Origin of the sequence: Pseudomonas sp. NPDC088322, assembly GCF_044740745.1 — a bacterium.
Lineage (GTDB): Bacteria > Pseudomonadota > Gammaproteobacteria > Pseudomonadales > Pseudomonadaceae > Aquipseudomonas > Aquipseudomonas shirazensis.
The window spans coordinates 249054-268766 of the sequence record NZ_JBIURK010000004.1 but is presented as its reverse complement, the minus strand read 5'-3'; the positions used below and the strand labels follow the sequence as shown (position 1 = coordinate 268766).

General features: G+C 62.3%; 11 protein-coding genes, 5 tRNA genes and 1 pseudogene. 7 read left to right on the top strand and 10 right to left on the bottom strand.

Annotated features, from left to right (window positions below; genetic code table 11):
• Positions 1-143: 143 nt before the first annotated feature.
• Positions 144-1940: a hypothetical protein gene (locus tag ACIOAU_RS12020; protein ID WP_401182163.1), complete on the bottom strand. Its 1797-nt coding sequence runs from the start codon at positions 1938-1940 to the stop codon at positions 144-146.
• Between the two features lie 322 nt (positions 1941-2262).
• Between ACIOAU_RS12020 and ACIOAU_RS12015 the strand changes: the two genes are divergently transcribed.
• From ACIOAU_RS12015 to ACIOAU_RS12000, 4 genes are all read left to right on the top strand, one after another.
• Entirely contained in the window at positions 2263-2700 is a 438-nt protein-coding gene (locus ACIOAU_RS12015) for a hypothetical protein (protein WP_312389550.1), read from the top strand.
• 27 nt (positions 2701-2727) lie between these two features.
• Complete coding sequence (locus ACIOAU_RS12010) at positions 2728-7839, top strand: RHS repeat-associated core domain-containing protein (RefSeq protein WP_401182160.1); 5112 nt, start codon at positions 2728-2730, stop codon at positions 7837-7839.
• Positions 7840-8087: 248 nt separating this feature from the next.
• Positions 8088-10667: a fimbria/pilus outer membrane usher protein gene (locus tag ACIOAU_RS12005; protein ID WP_401182157.1), complete on the top strand. Its 2580-nt coding sequence runs from the start codon at positions 8088-8090 to the stop codon at positions 10665-10667.
• Positions 10664-11743: a fimbrial protein gene (locus tag ACIOAU_RS12000; RefSeq protein ID WP_401182154.1), complete on the top strand. Its 1080-nt coding sequence runs from the start codon at positions 10664-10666 to the stop codon at positions 11741-11743. The genes ACIOAU_RS12005 and ACIOAU_RS12000 overlap by 4 nt, the downstream gene beginning before the upstream one ends.
• 106 nt (positions 11744-11849) lie before the next feature.
• On the opposite strand, the gene ACIOAU_RS11995 is transcribed toward ACIOAU_RS12000, so the two are convergent.
• From ACIOAU_RS11995 to ACIOAU_RS11975, 5 genes are all read right to left on the bottom strand, one after another.
• A tRNA-Gly gene (locus ACIOAU_RS11995) sits at positions 11850-11925 on the bottom strand.
• 85 nt (positions 11926-12010) lie between these two features.
• Positions 12011-12086, bottom strand: a tRNA-Gly gene (locus tag ACIOAU_RS11990).
• A 3-nt stretch (positions 12087-12089) separates the two neighbouring features.
• Positions 12090-12165, bottom strand: a tRNA-Glu gene (locus ACIOAU_RS11985).
• 82 nt (positions 12166-12247) lie between these two features.
• Positions 12248-12323 (bottom strand) — tRNA-Gly (locus ACIOAU_RS11980).
• A gap of 2 nt (positions 12324-12325) precedes the next feature.
• A tRNA-Glu gene (locus tag ACIOAU_RS11975) sits at positions 12326-12401 on the bottom strand.
• A 369-nt stretch (positions 12402-12770) separates the two neighbouring features.
• On the opposite strand from ACIOAU_RS11975, the gene ACIOAU_RS11970 reads away from it, so the two are divergent.
• Positions 12771-13538: a hypothetical protein gene (locus ACIOAU_RS11970; RefSeq protein WP_150570126.1), complete on the top strand. Its 768-nt coding sequence runs from the start codon at positions 12771-12773 to the stop codon at positions 13536-13538.
• Between the two features lie 60 nt (positions 13539-13598).
• Here ACIOAU_RS11970 and ACIOAU_RS11965 read toward each other — a convergent pair whose 3' ends face one another.
• A complete protein-coding gene (locus ACIOAU_RS11965; protein WP_150570125.1) occupies positions 13599-14081 on the bottom strand; it encodes a GAF domain-containing protein in 483 nt (160 codons plus the stop codon).
• Position 14082: 1 nt separating this feature from the next.
• Positions 14083-14970, bottom strand: a complete 888-nt coding sequence (locus ACIOAU_RS11960; protein ID WP_150570124.1) for an ATP-binding protein — start codon at positions 14968-14970, stop codon at positions 14083-14085.
• A 77-nt stretch (positions 14971-15047) separates the two neighbouring features.
• Between ACIOAU_RS11960 and ACIOAU_RS11955 the strand changes: the two are divergent.
• Positions 15048-17404 (top strand): annotated as a pseudogene (locus tag ACIOAU_RS11955) (response regulator).
• Here the strand turns inward: ACIOAU_RS11955 and ACIOAU_RS11950 are convergent.
• Together ACIOAU_RS11950 and msrB are read right to left on the bottom strand one after the other, a co-directional pair.
• The gene (locus ACIOAU_RS11950; RefSeq protein ID WP_401182149.1) at positions 17394-17882 is read right to left on the bottom strand and encodes a glutathione peroxidase; all 489 of its coding nucleotides are present in this window, start codon (positions 17880-17882) and stop codon (positions 17394-17396) included. The pseudogene ACIOAU_RS11955 and the gene ACIOAU_RS11950 sit on opposite strands and share 11 nt — an antisense overlap.
• Before the next feature lie 13 nt (positions 17883-17895).
• Positions 17896-18291, bottom strand: a complete 396-nt coding sequence (gene msrB, locus ACIOAU_RS11945; RefSeq protein WP_101321551.1) for a peptide-methionine (R)-S-oxide reductase MsrB — start codon at positions 18289-18291, stop codon at positions 17896-17898.
• A gap of 169 nt (positions 18292-18460) precedes the next feature.
• Between msrB and ACIOAU_RS11940 the strand changes: the two genes are divergently transcribed.
• Entirely contained in the window at positions 18461-19672 is a 1212-nt protein-coding gene (locus tag ACIOAU_RS11940; protein WP_101321553.1) for a pyridoxal phosphate-dependent aminotransferase, read from the top strand.
• Positions 19673-19713 lie beyond the last annotated feature (41 nt).

Genomic DNA, 19713 nt, shown 5'->3' with positions numbered 1-19713 from the left:
TGAACAATTCTGCGAATTGCATGGAATTGCAGGCGATATGAATCGCCAGATAAACCTGGAGTCGATTTGGATTGTTTGCTATCAGTCAGTGTCCTGGAAGGCAGCTTGACAACGTGCCAACCGGGGTTATTGAATGGTATGAACTAGCGGTTCAACGTTAATGTGATACTACGAAACGGCGTGTAATAGTCCCCGCCGTCAAAACTGAGTCGTGGCGAAAGTGTGAAACGTTCGCCCATTACCAGCCCTTGCAGGAATACCCTGGGCAACTTTGCCTGTACCCCTTTCTCGGCTTGCTCGGCCGTGACCGGAACGCTGTCGAGAATGACCTCCTCGACCTCGCCCGTTGCCGTCAGGCCGCTGGCTACCAGCGTCAGCAGTTGGCCTTCTTTGCCGAACAGCCAGGTCCCCAACGTCAGGTCGGCACCCGCAGCAGGAACCCTCGACAGTGACAGCCCCCCCGCATCAGCCTGGGTACAGTTGATCTGCGGGTAGTTGGCGCTGGGCACCGGCGTGATCCGAAGGTTGTACGGCAGCGAGTCGACATGGCCGTTAGCTCCGATCAACCGGTAGAACACCGGAAAACGCCTGGACTCGTCCCGGTCACCGCGGCCAAAGTTCGCCGGTACATAGTCTTGCGGAATGAGGAAGCGCAGCGGGTTGGCCTCGCTGACCGGCGACTTGGCGACATACTGGCCCAGCGCTGACTGGCCCATCCAGTGAACCTCGGCTCGCTCGCCCGGGGCCAGGGTGTCTGGGGGCACCACCACATAGACTCCGCCTCGGGCCTCGAGAGCGGGTATCCGGCCTGAGCCAGGCGCGTTTTCCGGGATGGCACTTCGGACATCAGCGGCAAGCAAGGTGCGTATCAATGCCACATTGATCAGCAGCTCCCTGGAGCCCAGACTGGCGCCCTCGCGCCCATACTGGTAGGTCAAGCGCACGCTCGCGCCCGCGTTGTGCACCAGGTTTTCGGCAGGCACTCGGAAATACATCGAATCCGCCGTCACGCTGCTGAGGTCAACCCGCGCCGCCTGGATCAGGTCACCCGCCGGGCTACGCCAATGCAGCACGACATGGTCCGCCACGGCCATCCCCGGATAACCTGGCACGCGAAGGGTCAAACCGTTGCGAAAGCGTGCCGGGTCCAACGGCTCGCCCTCGGTGTGGCCCTCGATGGCGGGTGCATCGAGCAGGCCGGGGAGCGTTGCGCTCGAGTCGATCTTCCAGCGCTGCGCAGGCGAGTCCAGGCTGCTACCGTCAGCCAGGGCAATGCGGTAATGGCCTTCTACACATCCGTCTTCGAGGAAACTGAACCAGTTCTTGGGAACGTTGGCGGACAGCGGCTTCTTGTCGAAATGGTCTTTGTCCACCGTCAGCACAGTCGACCAGTCATCGTCCTCGACCCCATCTTCGTCGTAGCCCACCAGCTTCACGGTGATCTTGTCACCGACCTGCATGGCCTGGTAAGGCGCGACCACCAGCGTGATGACCCCATTGGAGGGCAACGCCCGTGGCTGCAGGGTCAGGTCATGCGAGGGCAAGGCATGCAGCACCGACAGGGTTTCCGCCGCGGGCTTTGGACGCAGGCCCAGGTAGCAGATCTTGCGCAGTGATTCCGGCCCTTCGTTGACGCTATAGGAATACACCGCCAGCCCCCCTGCGGCGGCGCGAATATCTTCATTCTTGATAATGACTGGATGACCGCTCACCAGATCATCCGGGCCCACCTGACGTACGGCCCCGACATCGTCGAACGGCTCGCCGCTGATACTGGCGCCTATCCAACGCGGCCGGAGCAAGTCACCATCTTGCATACCGGTATATTTGATATAGGTCAGCAGGTCCTGGTTACCCAACGCATCCAGGTCCAATTCATTCGATTCATTCAAATCAGGAACTGACGGTTCTTCGAGCCCTGCCGTCTGTTGCACACTCATGTTTAGCGACCTCAAATCAGAGACGGAACTTATTTAACCGCCGCATCGCCAGCGGTTGCCGGGCCTCAGTTATAAGCCGGGTTGAATGAGTCGAACAGCTGGCACAACTACTAGGCTGCTCACGGTGAACTCACCAGCCCTCTGGATTCGCCAGCTTGCGGCCAGCCTGCGCGCACCTGTGAATGTTACGAGGTGCGCACCCAGTCAAACTCTCCTAGCCTGCCAATCTTCAAACAGCGCTGCACGGCACCCGCCAATTGTGCTCACACAGGCCCTGCACGCACGTGTGAACCAAACTATTAATTCACGAGGTTAGTGTTTCATGACCCATAACAACGCACGCTTGCAATCTGCGGTGATCATCGTCAGCGATCCCGATCAAGATTCAAAGATTCTCAATATCCCGGCAGATGCCAACGGTCGAACCTTCACACTGGACCTCACCCGAGGCGATACCCAACTGGGCAGACCGCGCAAGATTCAAATGGACGACTTACCGTCTGCCACACGCATCACACTCGCGTCCAGACAACTGAACAGTGACGGTACACCACAGTGGTGGATGCGTTTGAAAACCACTCACCAGACTTCAAAGTTGGACAGCCACGACGTCGATTACTTCGTTAATGGTTATCTGGCGAACGACTTTATCAAGGAAGGCCTGGGCATCGTCGTCGATGCAAAGACTGAAAATAATATAACCCGCGACACCCTCGGCAAAGTCACCGTCGACACGTCCCCTGTCCCCCCCACCCACTGAGCTGAGTGGTTTCACCTGGAGCACTGTATGTCTCTGCATTCCAATGCCTTCAACTTCATGAGTTTCGTTCAGGGCAGTGTCGATCCACGCACCGGCCAATATGCACTGGGCATCGACTTGCCGGCACTCAACCCCAACGCACTGTGCGGCCCCGACCTGCCCCTGCAGTTGAGCTTCAACCCGATGAACGAACGCAACAGCGGCTTCGGCATCGGCTGGAGCCTTAAACTGACCCGCTTCAGCCTCGCCGATGGCATGCTCGAGCTGCACACCGGCGAAAGCTTCAAGGTCGCCGATAACGGCCCTGGGCAAACCGCGGTCATCGCGGAGCGCAAACTGGAAAGCTTCCAGTTCAGCAACATCAGCGAAGGCGAACACAAGCGCTTGCGCATTGCCCATAAATCGGGCCTTGTCGAAATCCTCGAACCCCAGGGCCCAGGCTTCGACGTGGCCCTGCCGGTGCGGGTACTGGCGCCCTCCGGGCATGGCGTCGACCTGACGTATCAAGTCCTCAACGGCCAACCGCGCCTGGCGTCGATCAGCGACGACAGCCAACGCACCCTGCTGAGCATCGACTACAGCGGCAACGCCCGGGTACTGCTCGACCTGCACCCCGCGACCGACGCCCATGCCCGCTTCACCCTGGGCCTGGAAGGCGACCAGCTGACCCGGATCACCCTGCCCGGCACCGACCAGGCGGGCTGGGACTTCACCTATCGAACCATTGGCGGCTTGTACTACCTGACTCGCTTGGCCAACCCCATCGGTGGCGTCGAGACGGTGGCCTACAAGGAAGACGGTCACGCGCTTCCGGGGGTCGCACGCACGCTGCCCTATGCCGCCGAACACATTCTCCAGCCTGATCCGCTGGATGAATCCACCCACATGAAGAACACCTACACCTTCAGCAGCAATAACTTTCTCGGCTATGGCGCCGGCGTCACCTGGTCCGACCAGGGCGAGGACAACCTCTACAAGTCGACCCAGGCCAACTTCAGCTACGACTCCACCGCCAGCCATTACCTCGATGGCCAGGTACTGCGCACCGTCAAACGCAGCTTCAACCGTTTCCACCTGATGACCGAACAGGTCACTACCCAACAAGGCTGCATTGAAACCGTCACCACCACCTACCATGAACTGCCCAACCTGCAGTTCGCCGACCAGCCGAACTTCTTTCAGTTGCCGCACACGGTGACCAAGACCTGGACCCTGCAGGGCAACTCGCAGGACCGGCGCGCGGAAACCCTGCAAACCCGCTATGACGCGTTTGGCAACCTGATCGAAGAGACCAACGCCAATGGCATACGCACCGTGCGCGAGTACTATCCCAGGACGCAAAGCGACGGCTGCCCGGCGGACCCGGAAGGCTTCGTGCGCAACCTCAAATGCGAGACGGTCTACCCCGCCCCGGTCGACGACGAGACGCTGCCCGCCGCGGCGATCAAACGTAATCGCTATCGCTATACGCTGCTCCCTGGCCTGAGCCGGAACACCCTTCAGACGCGGCCTGAAGGCTGGCTCGCACTCGCGCAGGAGGATACCTTCGAGGTCACCCTCGATCAGGCCAAGGAACACGAAGCGCTGTTGCACAGCAACCGTCGCAGCTACCTGAACCTGCCCGATAAGCCGCATCTGCACGGTCGCCTCGACCAGCATCAGTTCGCCATGAATGGCGTTTCCGCCAGCCGCCGCTGGCGCTACGAGCTGGTCGATGACCCTGCCGGGCAATCGACCTGGCTGCAGACACGCGAGACCTACAGCGCGCCATGCGGCACCCTGGAGACCACTACCCGTTCGGCGCAGTCGATCATCAGCGGCCATCTGGTCGAAGACCAGGACACCCTCGGTGTGGTCACCCGCTACCAGTACGATGTGCTCGATCGCCTGGTCGAGCAGACCACCGCGCCCGATGACCCGACCTACCGGGCCACCCGCCGCTTCGCTTACCCGATCCTGCAAGAAGACCGCCGCACGCGCAGCTGCGAGGAAGTCACCGACGCCAAGGGGGTGCTCACGCGCATCGTCTACGATGGCCAAAACCGCCAGATCAGGGAAGAGCGCGAAGTCGCCATGCCAGGCGACCCGCAACAGCGTCTGAAGTACACCGTGTCGACCATGCGCTACGACTCGGTCGGCCGTCTGGTCGGTGAAACCTTCCATGACTATCCGACGCAGCCGGGGGATGCCCGGGCGCTGACCCCGGACGTCACCCTGAGCTATAGCTACGGTTACGACGGCTGGGGCCGACGCAGTGAAGTGACCCGTCCAGACGGCGTCAGGGAGCTGACCCACTTCACCCCGTTCGGCGACGGTGGCGACCGTCTCACCAACTGGTCCGAGAGCCCGGATGCACCCGGGGTCAAGCAACAGCTGCGGGTCAGCCAACTCAATGCGTTCAACAAGCCGGTATTCGAGTACCGCCAGCTCGAGCAGGGAGACCAGCCAGCGCTCCAGGTGGGGCGTAAGGACTTCGTCTATGACGGGCTCGGCCGCTGCGTCCAGGACACCTTCAGCTTCACTGACAACAGCACCCAGGCAGTACGCCGCGTGACGCAATACACCTATGACGTCTGGGGCCGAATGGTCGAGACCGTGCGTCCGGATGGCAGCGCCCTGATCCGTCACTTCGCCGCGCAGAGCGCCAGTGAACTGACCACCGCCTTGCAGGTGCGCAAAAGTGCCGGCAGCGACGCCGAGACAGTCTGCGAGCGTGCCTTTGACGGCCTGGATCGGCTGGTCAAGGTCAAGGTTGGCCCGCGCCTAGAAGAATACGATTACCGCAGCACCACCCCGCTGGTGGAGAAGCGCACGAGCTACAGCCTCGAGCGCACTGGCAAGGGCCTGCGCAAGCGGGTGATCGGCTACCAGTACCTGCCGCAGTTGACCGTGCAGCCGACCCACGTCAGCGCCCGGATCGAAGTGGAGGGTCAAAGCGCGCCCAGCAGCGAATTGCAGGCCAATTATGCCTACGACGCGGTGAGCGCAGAGATTGCCAGTGCCGCCAATGCCAGCGGTAGCCGCGAATACCACTACTCCGCTCAGGGTCACCTGCGCGCAGAAACCTGGAAAGTCGCCGACCAGCAACAGCATCACAACGCCTACCGGCACTCGCTGCAAGGGCGAATCCAGGCCCGCGAGCACTCCGATGGTCACGACTGCCACTATGCCTATGACAGCCTCGGGCGCGTCACCCGCGTGGACCAGGGCAGCCTGCACTGTACCTTCGGCTACAACAGCGAAGGCTTGCTCGCCTCCACCACCACCCGCGACAGCGACAATGCCGATCGCCAGGTGCAGTGCACGCTGGCCTACGACGCGCTGGGCCGCGAGGTTACCCGCACACTGAGCGTCAATGGCAGCGAACAGCAGGTAGTCAACCTGACCTGGCTGGACAACGACCTGCTTGCGAGCCGTACCTTGCACCGCGCTGGCAAACAGGTGCGCAAAGAGACTTTCGAGTACGATGAGCTCGATCGCCTCTTCGAACATTGCTGTGACGGCGAGGCACTGCCGCGCAATGCCAAAGGGCGGCCGATCAGTCTGCAGCAGTTCCGATTCGACGAACGAGACAACCTCACCCGCTGCGTAACCCAATTCGCCGATGGCACCAGCGACCGAGCCGACTTTACCTACGCGACGGATGGCAGCTTCAAGCTGACCAAAGTGACCCATCGCCTGCTTGAGGATTACCCCGCAGAGCAAGCGTTCGACTACGACGAATTCGGCAACATGCTCAATGACGAGCAGGGGCGCAAGCTTGAATACGACACCCTCGGCCGCCTGCAACGGGTGCTGGAGGTCGACGGTGTGACTCCGTTGGTCGAGTACCAGTACGATGGCCATGATGAGCTGGTGGGCTCGCTGCACGGCGGCACTCGCCAGGTCGACCGGCGCTTCCTAGGTCAGCAATTGCACTGCACCTCGCAAGACGATGTGCTGACCCACTACCTGTATGCCGGCATCCAACCGCTGGGGGTGCAGCACTACCCCGCCGATGCCGACGCCACGCAACTGCTGCTCAGCGACCTGTCGGGCAGCGTCATCGGCGAATGCGATGCGCAGGGCACCCGCCACGCAGACTATAGTGCCTACGGCGAACGGCCCGATGACAATGGCATGCGCAGCCTGCTGGCGTTCAACGGCGAAGCCCGTGAAGAGGCGCTTGGCTGGTACCTGCTGGGCAACGGTTATCGTGCCTACAACCCAGGCTTGATGCGCTTCCACAGCCCGGATTCGCTGAGCCCCGAAGAGGCCGGCATCAACCCCTACCTGTATGCACTGGGCAACCCGGTCAACTGGCGTGACCCCACCGGGCACCGGGCCGAAGGCGTCTCGCCGGATCGCGATCCACCGTCGTATGTCGATCCGCCGGAGAAGCCGAAGACACCGTGGGGCGCATGGATCGGCGTAGGCATCGCCGCCTTGATGCTCGGCGTGGCGGCCTTCACCATGCCGTGGACCGCACCGGCGACCATTGGCCTCACGCTGAGCTATGTTGCCGGTCTGGGCGGGGTGGCAGCCAACGCAGCGGCGCTCGGCATCCAGACCTACACCGCAATTACCGGAGATGACAACGCCAACCTGACCTACATCGCCTACGGGCTCAGTTTCATGGGCGGCTTCATCGGGGCTGCGGGCATCAATGGCACTCGCGCTGCACTTGGCGCAGTCAAGGCGGCGCAGTCTGCGAAAGCCGCGGCCAGTTACCAAGCGGGGGAAAAAGCCTTGTTCGACAATGTCTCCAAGGTCGCCACGGCCACGAGCAAGGTCAAAGGTAATGCGCCAGCGGGGCTGTCGAGGTCGCCGAGTTTGAGTGGACCCACCAGAAGCTCGATCGCCAACTTGCCCGAGCCCGACGCAGCCATGGGAAGCAGAACCGGTTCACAAAGTTGGTCAGGGCTGGACCTAGAGATGTTCGAAAACGCTTCCAGTCCGTCACCAGTCGCTTCCCCGGCACTCTCGCGCGCGAGCTCAGCGTCGAGCGTCAATCCGGTAGCAAACAGTGGCCATACAACTGCCACACCAGGGGCGGCATCCCCATGGAGACCAGTGCCCGCTGACTTTACCCAAGTGGGTAAGGGGCAATACATCGCCTGGAGAGATAATCACCAGCAATGGAGAATCATAAATGGCTAAACCTAAGGGTTGTCGAGCCTGAACACCCTCTGCGCCATGCAGCGGTAGTCCATATCGCTACGTAGACTACTCCACTGCGAACCAGAGAAATTGCCTACATCCCCCCTCCCGGCGCCAGCCTAACCTAGCGCCCTCGAACCCGATGTACCTGCCGCTGAGGCGGTCGGTACATCGCGGTTCCCCCCACGCTCCAGCCACCACTCACCGATCCGCTGCGATCGGTAGTGCATGCAGTTCAGGATCCTCCCATGTCCCGACTTGACCGGCGCAGGCCTCTGCCGTCGCGCCTGCGCATCGCCCTGCTTCAACCCTTTACGGGCAGTTGCCTAACCCTGGTGCTGAGCGCACCCGCCCTTGCCGAAAGCCCCTCTTCGCAGTTCCAGGCAGGTTTCATGCGCCAACCACCCGGCCAGGCGGCCGAAGCGGGTGCGCTTGCCCTGCAAAGCCTGGCGGCGGATACCCCGCTGACCCCTGGGCGCTATCGGGTGGCACTGCTGGTCAACCTCACGCCCGTCGAAACGCGCGAGATCGAATTCCGTCAGTCTGGCAAAGGCAAAGCGTTACAGGCCTGCCTGACCCGCGACCTGTTGCGCGACCTGAACCTGCGCGAGCAGGCGCTGGAAACGCCCTTGCCCGATGACGATCGCTGTATCGACCTGGCAGCGCTGATCCCCCAGGCGCGGGTTGATTTCGATCCGTCGCAGCTACGCTTGTCGCTGTCGATCCCACAGATTGCCCTGCGCCAGGATCGCTCCAGCACCGTGACGCAAGAACGCTGGGACACCGGCATCCCGGCCGCCTTCATCAACTACCAGGCGTCTGCCCAGCACAGCAGCCGGCGCGACGGGCGCAACACCCACAGCCAGGACCTCAACCTCAACAGCGGGCTCAATCTGGGGGCCTGGCGCCTGCGCAGCCAACAGTTCCTGCGCGAGGATGAACAGGGCCGGCGCCGCTGGACCCGCACCGACACCTACGCCCAGCGCGACCTGCCGGGCCTGTATGCCAACCTCACCCTGGGTGAAACCTTTGCCAGCGGCGACATGTTTCGCTCCTTCGCCTTCTCCGGCGCGCGCCTGGCCTCCGACCAGGGGATGCTGTCCGACACCCTGCAACAGTACGCCCCGGTGATCCGCGGTGTGGCACAAACCCGGGCCAAGGTCGAAGTGCTGCGCAGCGGCTTCCCGATCTACTCGACCTACGTGGCGCCCGGCCCCTACGAAATCGACGACCTGAGTGTCGGCTCCGGCAACGGTGAGCTGGAAATCGTCGTCACCGAGAGCGATGGCCAGGTCAGCCGTTTCATCCAGCCCTATTCATCGATGGGCAGCCTCCTGCGCGAAGGCGTCTGGCGCTACAGCGCCACCGTTGGCAATTACACTGGCGCCAGGCACCTCGACGAGCCGCGCTTCTGGCAGGGCACGCTGGCGCGCGGCGGCGCCTGGGGCACCACCCTTTATGGCGGCCTGCTTGTCAGTGACCACTACCGAGCCGATGTGCTGGGCATGGCCCGCGACTTCGGCGAGCTGGGCGCGTTTTCGCTGGATGTCACCCAGGCCAATACCGACCTGGGTAGCACCCTGGGCCACGTCCAGGGGCAAAGTTACAGCCTGCGTTACGGCAAGACCTTCCAGACCCGCACCAGCCTGCGCTTCGCCGGCTACCGCTACTCCACCGAGGGCTACCGCGACTTTGACGAAGCGGTCCAGCAGCGCTTCGCCGACGCGCGCTTTGCAGGCAGCCGGCGCAGCCGGGTCGAGGCCTCGCTGTACCAGAACCTTGGGCGCAGCAGTTCGCTGAGCCTGACCCTGTCGCAGGAAGACTTCTGGCACAGCAATCAGCAACGCCGTCAGTATCAGTTGCAGTACAACACCCGCGTGGACAAGCTGGGCGTCAACCTGTTCGCCTCGCAGTCGCTCAGTTCGCGCAACACCGACAGCCGCCAGTTCGGGGTCAGCTTGAGCCTGCCGCTGGACTTTGGCCGCCGCCCGCATACCGCTTCGTTCAACCTGCAACACGTCGATGGCAAGTCCACCGAGCGGGCGAGCCTGCAGGGCGGCCTGCTGGATGATCGCCTCAGCTACCATGCTTCGCTCAACAACGATCGGAACCAGCACCAGAACGGCGCCGTATCCCTCGCTTATCAGGGCAGCCAGGCCAGCTTCGGCGCAGGTTACAACGAGTCACGCCAGCAACGCAGCCTGTCCCTGAACGCCAGCGGTGCGGTACTGGTGCATGCCGACGGTATCGCCTTCGGCAGCTATCTGGGCGAAACCCCGGCCCTGGTCCATGTACCCGACGTCGCCAACGTCGGCGTGCAGAACGCGTCCTCGGCCCGCACCGACGCCCAGGGCTATCTGCTGGTCTCGCACCTGAACCCGTATCGGATCAATTCGCTGGTGCTGGACACCGACCAGCTATCGCCCGAGGTCATCATCGACAATGCCAGCCAGCAGGTGGTGCCGCGCCGGGGCGCGGTGATCAAGGCCCGTTTCGATGCCCGCAAGGTGCTGCGGATGGTGCTGACCCTGCATCAGCCCGACGGCCGCCCGCTGCCCTTCGGTGCCCAGGTCAGCAATGCCCAGGGCGAGGTACTGGGGAGCGTCGGCCAAGCCGGGCAAACCCTGCTGGCCACCACCGAACCCGGGCTGCAGCAGCTGCAGGTGCGCTGGGGCGACAGCGCTATTCAACACTGCCAGGTGATGCTGGATGCGCAAACGATGCCGTACAGCGACGGCTATCGCCTGCAAACGCTGGCGTGCCTGCCGCACTCCCCTGACGACGCCGCCCCGGCCTCCGCTACCCTCTTACAGGAACAAACCTCATGACTTCTGCGCTGCGCAGTACCCTGCGTCCCCTCGTGCTGATCCTGGGCAACCTCGCGCTCGGGCTGGCCTCGACCAACGCCTACGGCAGATGCGCATTTGGCACCGGTGGCGCCTACATGACCTTCGTCAAAGACATGGGCAGCTTCTGGATCCCTCGCGACGCCCCGGTCGGCACCGTCATTGGCAAAGCACGATTATTCGCTCGCAATAACGAGAGCACGACGCTGGAGTGTTTTTATGATGCCGCCACCCCAGTCACCGCCAGGTTGCCCAACACTGCACCGCTGTTCAGCGGCAGCCTGCCACCGGTCGAAGGCAAGAACGTTGATGGTCACGTGCTGCAAACCAATATCCCAGGCGTCGGTGTGTATATCGATTTGGGATATCCCTACGATGGCAGCAGCACCAATAGCTTCAGCCCGGACGCTGTCAACGCAGTCCCCTACTCTGGCGCCATGAGGACCATGACCAGCTTCCCCGCGTCACTGAGCACCATCAATGGCGAGGCGGTGTTCATCAAGACCGGCGACATCGCCGCGGGGCCGCAGCGGATCGCTGGAGAGATGTTCCATGGGATTGTCCACGACCTGGGCAAAGTGCTGGACTACCGGCTCACGGCGACGGTCACTCGCGCGCAATGCTCCCTCAAAGCCGATGCGGTAAGTGCCGACCCGGTGTTGCTGGGTGATCACAAGGTTGAAGACTTCAAGGGCGTCGGCACGCACACGCCGTCTGTACCCTTCCATATCACCCTAAACGATTGCCAGGACAGCAGTGTGCCCGGCGCCACCCGTGCGGATGTCCATGTGTATCTCGACGGTGCCAAAGGCTCTCGGGCAATCGACCCTGATCAAGGCGTGTTCAGCCTGACGAGCACGTCGGACGATATCGGCCTGGGTATTCAGATATTGCGCAGCGACGGCTCGCCGATGCCGCTGCAAGCCGATCAGTTGATGAAAGCCCTGGACATCGGCCTCACCCGCCTGGATTTTCAGGCACGCTATGTTCAGATCGACCCGCGGGTGAAACCGGGCGTGGGTGAGGGCGCGTTGAACTTCACCATCACCTACCGCTGAGCCCTACACGCCCCTGATTCAGGGGCGCCGGCGCAGTCACTGGATCAGCGTGAAAAAATCCAGACGCAAAAAAGGGGACCAGAGGTCCCCTTTTTCGTACTACGTTTGGAGCGGGAAACGAGACTCGAACTCGCGACCCCGACCTTGGCAAGGTCGTGCTCTACCAACTGAGCTATTCCCGCAATGTAAAGCGTGCTTCTGTCGGCGTGACCGGCGTACTGCCCTTCACCACCGCTGTTACGTCATGAACGCCACAGTTTGAAAAACTGGAGCGGGAAACGAGACTCGAACTCGCGACCCCGACCTTGGCAAGGTCGTGCTCTACCAACTGAGCTATTCCCGCAAATGGCGTCCCCTAGGGGACTCGAACCCCTGTTACCGCCGTGAAAGGGCGGTGTCCTAGGCCACTAGACGAAGGGGACAATGCCGACGCTTTACAGCGCACCAGGTACAAGCCCTGGATTTCTTTTTTCGAGCCCTGCCGTGAGGCAAAACCCTGAAAACTGGAGCGGGAAACGAGACTCGAACTCGCGACCCCGACCTTGGCAAGGTCGTGCTCTACCAACTGAGCTATTCCCGCAATGGCGTCCCCTAGGGGACTCGAACCCCTGTTACCGCCGTGAAAGGGCGGTGTCCTAGGCCACTAGACGAAGGGGACACGCTACATCTTCACTATTTATTACTGACTTGCTGCATCTAGCGGTTAGCTTTCCGCTGCAAGTGGCGCGCATTCTAGGGATGCCTTCGAAAGCCGTCAACCCCTTTGTATAAATTTATTGAAATCAATGACTTCGGCGCTGGCTGCGCAGCTATATAGGTAGCGTCCGGGGATTGGCGTTGATTTTCTGACAGCAGCCCGGCAAGCTCGCAGCAAAGTGCCACTAGCGATCGACTGCACTGCAGTTTTTGCCGTGCGAGCCGACACAGGATACAGGCATCGTGCCTGGCGTCCGCCAAGCTGCACTGTTCGCCCTCCAGCGAACTCACTACACTCATTGCAGCAAAACTTATTCATGAGGCGTTAACGGTGACACCACTTCTGATCACTCTGCTCATCGTTGCCGGCATTGCCCTGCTGATCGTTATCGGCTACCTCAACAATGTGGTCGAGAACAGCAAGCTCGAACGCGCACGGCTGAAAATCGAGCTGGCCGAACGCGCCCGCCGCTGTGGCGAAATCAACGAGACGTTCCCCGGGCAGCTGATGAACCCGGCGCTGAAGCTGTTGATGACGCGCCTGGAACACAACGTCACGCAGCGCCAGCTGGCGGTGGACAAGAACAGCGCCCCCCTGAAAGCGCGCCTGGCCGAGCTGGAAGGTTTGATTGCACTGGGCGACAAGCTGCCGGTGAACAACCCACCGAGCCCGATCCAGACCGAAGTCAAAGCCAAGGATGTGCGTTTCCTGCTGGAAGCACTGCACAACCAGATCGTGCGTGCCACACAGGAAGGCTTCCTGGCCAGCAACGAGGGCAAGTACTGGGTCAAGGAAATCCGCCATATCCTGGTGCTGCTGCACATCGAGTTCTTCAACAACCTCGGCCAGCAGGCACTCCAGCAAAATCAGCCTGGTCAGGCGCGGTTGGCCTTCGAGCGCGGCGTGCAGTACCTGCGCAAGCAGCAGGAGCCCAAGCAGTATGAAGAGCAGTTGACCTACCTGGAGAAGCTGCTGGCCCGAGCCAACGCTATGGTGCTGGACCAGATGGAGCCTGCCGAGAGTGACAACAATGAGTTGACCGAAGGCCTCAAGACCGACGAGGAAGAGACCTGGAAGAAAAAGGTCATCTACGACTGATTGGCATGCTGCATCGTTTGCAACACAGCACAAGGGGCCTGATCAGGCCCCTTGTCGTTTTCAGCAGTCGGTCAACTCCAGAAAGATCGCCGCCAATCGCTCCAGCCCCATCTGATCGGCCTCAGTGAAACGCGCAAGCCTGGGACTGTCGAGGTCGAGCACGCCAATCAGCCTGCCCTCCTTGACCAGCGGAATCACCAGTTCGCTCTGCGATGCACTGTCACAGGCGATATGCCCGGGAAACGCATGCACGTCTTCCACCCTCTGGGTCTGCCAGCTGGCTGCGGCCGCGCCGCACACGCCCTTGCCGAAGGGAATGCGCACGCAGGCCACTTGCCCCTGGAATGGGCCAAGTACCAGCTCTTCGTCACGGTTGATATAGAAGCCGGCCCAGTTCAGGTCATCCAGCTGGCTGTACAGGAATGCCGAGAACTGCGCGGCATTGGCGATGAAGTCGCGCTCGTCGGCAAACAGCGCCTGCACTTGCGCGGCCAGCAGGTGATAGCCGTCCAGGCCTGCGCCACTGGCATTGAGGTCGATCATTTCAGTTTTGCTCCAGCAATTGCAGGCCGACCCAATAACGGGCGAACTGATAGGCACAGCGGCCGTTACGATTACCGCGCCCGGTGGCCCAGCGCACGGCGAGAATTTCCAGTGCTTCGTCGCGCTGCCATTGCAACCCGGCGGTACTGGCCAGTTGGCCGATCCAGTGCTCGACCACATCGAGGAAGTGTTCCTGGGTGAACGGGTAGAACGACAGCCACAGGCCGAAGCGGTCAGACAAGGCGATCTTGTCCTCCACCGCCTCGTTGGGGTGCAGCTCGCCGTCAACCATCTTCCAGTTTTCGTTGTCGCTCTGCTTCTCTGGCACCAGGTGGCGGCGGTTGGAGGTGGCGTACAGCAGGACGTTGTCCGGCGCCTGCTCCAGCGAGCCATCGAGCACGCTCTTGAGCACGCGGTAGTCGCCCTCGCCAGCTTCAAACGAGAGGTCATCGCAAAACAGCACGAAGCGCTGCTTGAGCTTGCTCAATTGCTCGACCACCCGGGGTAGGTCGGCCAGGTGATCGCGCTCGATCTCGATCAGGCGCAGACCGGCGCCGGCGTGCTCGGCGAGCAAGGCGCGCACCAGCGACGACTTGCCGGTGCCACGCGAGCCCCACAGCAGCGCGTGGTTGGCCGGCAGGCCGTTGATGAATTGATGGGTGTTGCGGCCGAGTTGATCGCGCTGCTTGTCCACCCCGATCAGGTCGGACAGGCGCATGTCCAGGCTGACTTCCAGCGGCATCAGGTAGCCGCTGCGGCCATCGCGCTGCCAACGGGCCGCCAGGGTTATGTCCCAGTTGATCTGCGGGCGCAGCGCGGGCAGCAGCGGTTCGAGCCGGGCGAGCACCGATTCGGCGCGCTCGAGAAAGGCGGTGAGGCGGGGGTCCATGGTGACTCCTGGTTAAAACGGATGCAGGGAAAGGCTGAATGTTTGACAGACCCACCAGTTGCCGAGGTTGATCGGCTATGCTTGCGCAGCGCAGGAGCGCGAAACCGGCTTGGGATCCATGGATATAAAGTTCACCAATCGTCTGTCTTACAAGCAAGCCCGGCTGACTGTCCTGGTCGGCTTCATACTGGGAACATTGCTCAGTCTCATCCAGATCGGTATCGATTATGCCAGCGAAGACGCGTCTATCAACCGCGAAGTGCAGGCATTATTGCAAATCAGCCACAACCCCGCCTCGCGCATCGCCTACAACATCGACACCGAGCTTGCCCAAGAGCTGACCGGCGGCCTGCTGCAATCGCCGGCGGTGATCCGTGCGCGGCTGATCGACAACAATGACACGGTGCTGGCCGATGTGCAGCGCCCGCGCCTGGAAGACCGCTATCGGCTTTTGAGCGACTTTCTGTTCGGCGAGCAACGCCAGTTTCAGGAGCGCCTGCACCTGGCGCAGATGCCCAAGGACTACCTCGGCACGCTGTACCTGGACGTCGACACCTACACCTTCGGCGGGCGCTTCCTCGAGCGCGCCTGGGTCACCCTGCTCAACGGCTTTACCCGCAGCCTGGTGCTGACCGGCATCCTCCTCGGCCTGTTCTACATGATGCTGACCAAGCCGCTGGTGACGGTGATTGCCGCGCTGAGCAACAGCGACCCGCGCCAGCCCCAGCAAACCCGGGTGGATTGCCCGCCCGGGCACGAGTCGGACGAGATCGGCGTGCTGGTCAAGGTGGCCAATCGGCAGTTCGTCAGCATGGCCACCGAGATTCAGCAGCGGCGCGCTGCGGAAAACCGCCTGACCGACTACCTCAACGAACTGGAGGACCGCGTCTCGGCCCGCACCGACGAGCTCAAGGCAAGCAACGATCGCCTCAGCCAGACCAACCAGGACCTTGAAGAAGCACGCCGCCGCGCCCTGGAAATGGCCCAGGCCCGCGCGGCGTTCCTGGCCAACATGAGCCACGAGATCCGCACCCCGCTGAACGGCATGCTGGGCATGATCTCGCTGGCCCTGGACAGCGGCCTGCCGGCCGAGCAGCGCCAACAGCTGTCGATCGCCCATGATTCCGGCAAGGTGCTGGTCGAACTGCTCAACGATATCCTCGACCTGTCCAAATTCGACGCCGGGCAGCTGGAGCTGGAGCGCATCCCGTTCGACCTCGGCGCGATGGTCGAAGACACCGCCAACCTGCTGTCGCAGAACGCCGCCGCCAACGTCGAGCTGACCTGCCTGATCGCCAGCCAGTTTCCCAGTACCGTGCTCGGCGACCCAACGCGGGTGCGCCAGATCGTCAGCAATCTGCTGTCCAATGCGCTCAAGTTCACCCGCTTTGGCCGTGTCGATGTGCGCCTGTCGCCAATTGTCGGCGGCGTACGCCTGGAAGTCTGCGACACCGGCATCGGCATCCCCGAAGAGGCCCAGGCACGAATCTTTCAGCCGTTCACCCAGGCCGGTGCCGGCATCACCCGCCAGTACGGCGGCACCGGCCTGGGCCTGGCCCTGACGCGCAACCTGTGCAAAGCCATGCAAGGCCACCTGCATATCCAGTCAGCCGCAGGCTTTGGCAGCCGTTTCAGCGCCGACCTGCCGCTGCTGACCCACACCGAAGCGATTCCCGCCGCGCCGCTGCGTGGACGCGTGGTGGTCCTGAGCAAGGCCGGCAGTGGCCTGGCCGAGCTGCTGAGCAGCAACCTGCCTGGCTGGGGCCTGGACTATCAACAGCACGAAAGCGCCAGCACGCTGCAGCCAGGCGCATTCGAGCTGTTGATCACCGATGACCTCGAGCAACTGCTCGCGCTGCGCCCGCAATTCGCTGCGCCGATTCTGCTGGTCACAGCCTACGGCAACTTCCTCCCCTCCGAGCGCGCCGGCGAGCTGGCTCCGCTGGTGCAGCTGGCTCGGCCGTTGGCGCGCAACGCGCTCTACCAGACGCTGCGGCGTATGCTCCAGGGCGAACAGGCCCACACCGCTCCCGTGCAGGCTTCGCCCAACGCCCTGCAGCACCGCGCACGAGTGCTGCTGGTCGAAGACAATCCGGTCAATCAACTAGTGGCCAAGGGCATGCTGGGCAAGCTCGGCTGCCAGGTGCTGGTCGCCAGCCAAGGCGCCGAGGCCCTGGAAATGCTCGAACGGGAAACCGTCGACATGGTCCTGATGGACTGCAACATGCCGGTCATGGACGGTTACGAAGCCAGCCGGCGGATTCGCCAGAGCGGACGTTGGCAACAATTACCCATCGTCGCCCTGACCGCCAATGCCATGCCGGAAGAGCGCGAGCGCTGCCGCGCCGCCGGCATGGATGACTACCTGGCCAAGCCGTTTCGCCGCGAAGACCTGCTCGCACTGATCGAACACTGGGTGCCGCTCAAGGGTTGAGCAGTTTCTCCACCGCAGCCTGTAACGCCTGCGGCTTGGTGGTCGGAGCAAAGCGGGTGACCTTGCCGCTGACCGGGTCGAGCAGGAACTTGGTGAAGTTCCACTTGACCTTCTCGGTGCCAAGCAGGCCCGGCGCGCGTTTTTTCAGCTCGACGAACAGCGGATGAGTGCCTGGGCCGTTGACGTCGATCTTGCGCATCAACGGGAAACTGACGCCAAAGCGTGCTTCGCAGAACGAGGCGATTTCGCGGGCATCGCCGGGCTCCTGCTTGCCGAACTGATTGCAGGGAAAGCCCAGCACCACCAGGCCCCGCCCGCGATAGTCGCGCCATAGCTGTTCCAGGCCCTGATACTGCGGGGTGAAGCCGCACTGGCTGGCGGTGTTCACCACCAGCAGTGCCTTGCCGGCGAAGTCGCCGAGCAGCTTGTGCTCGCCGCTCAAGGTCACGCAGGGGATGTTCAGCAAAGAATCGTCCATGGTCGCTCTCCGGTCAGTCACGCGGCTTGAAGTCCAGACACACCGAGTTGATGCAGTAGCGCAGCCCGGTCGGCGGCGGGCCGTCAGGGAACACATGACCCAGGTGCGCATCGCACTGGGCGCAGGTGACTTCGGTACGGATCATGCCGTGAGTCGTGTCACGGATTTCGATCATCGCGCTGTCGGCAATCGGCGCATAGAAGCTTGGCCAGCCACAGCCGGAATCGAACTTGGTGGTCGAGTCGAACAGGTCAGCGTTGCAACAGATGCAGGTGTACACACCGTCGGCCTTGTGGCTGTTGTACTTGCCGCTGAACGGGCGCTCGGTGCCTTTCAGGCGACACACCTGATACTGCTCGGGGTCGAGCATGGCGCGCCATTCATCCAGGGTTTTGTCGATCTTTTGCATGTTGTCACCTCGGCAGGCTGAATTTCACCTCGCACCGGCTTTTCCACGGCGCGGGTGGCACGTATATTAGTTGGCTTCGTGCGCAAGGCTCCAAGTCTGGCACCCGCGCCGCGCCCTTACAAACCTTTCGACGGCGACGCGTCCGCGACTTCTCAATCGGGATCACATCATGCAGTTCAGCAAATCGAATAAGCTGGCCAATGTCTGCTACGACATTCGCGGCCCTGTGCTCAAGCACGCCAAACGCCTGGAAGAGGAAGGCCACCGCATCCTCAAGCTGAACATCGGCAACCCGGCGCCGTTTGGCTTCGAGGCGCCGGATGAAATCCTCCAGGACGTGATCCGCAATCTGCCGACCGCCCAGGGCTACAGCGACTCCAAAGGCCTGTTCAGCGCGCGCAAGGCAGTCATGCAGTACTGCCAGCAAAAAGAGATCGAAGGCGTCACCATCGAGGACATCTACCTTGGCAACGGCGTCTCCGAGCTGATCGTGATGTCGATGCAGGCGTTGCTCAACAATGGCGACGAAGTGCTCATCCCGGCACCGGACTACCCGCTGTGGACCGCCGCAGTAAGCCTGGCCGGCGGCAACCCGGTGCATTACCTGTGCGACGAGCAGGCCGACTGGTTCCCGGACCTGGCCGACATCAAGGCCAAGATCACCCCCAATACCAAGGCGCTGGTGATCATCAACCCGAACAACCCTACCGGCGCGGTGTACTCCAAAGAGATGCTGCTGGGCATGCTCGAACTGGCTCGCCAGCACAACCTGGTGGTGTTCTCCGACGAGATCTACGACAAGATCCTCTACGACGAAGCCGTGCACATCAGCACCGCCGCGCTCGCCCCGGACCTGCTCTGCCTGACCTTCAACGGCCTGTCCAAGTCGTACCGGGTGGCGGGCTTCCGCTCCGGCTGGCTGATCATCTCCGGGCCCAAGCACAACGCCCAGAGCTACATCGAAGGCATCGACATGCTGGCCAACATGCGCCTGTGCGCCAACGTGCCGGCCCAGCATGCGATCCAGACCGCCCTGGGTGGTTACCAGAGCATCAATGACCTGATCCTGCCGCCAGGCCGCCTGCTCGAGCAGCGCAACCGGACCTACGAGCTGCTCAACGACATCCCGGGTGTCAGCTGCGTCAAGCCGATGGGCGCGCTGTATGCGTTCCCGCGGATCGACCCGAAGGTCTGCCCGATCCTCAACGACGAGAAGTTTGCCCTCGACCTGCTGCTCTCCGAGAAGCTGCTGATCGTCCAGGGCACTGCGTTCAACTGGCCGTGGCCGGACCACTTCCGGGTGGTTACGCTGCCGCGCGTAGATGACTTGGAGCAGGCCATCGGCCGCATCGGCAACTTCCTGCGCACCTACCAGCAGTGATCCAGCCTTGAGCATGACGGGGCCGCGCTGCGGTCCCGTCT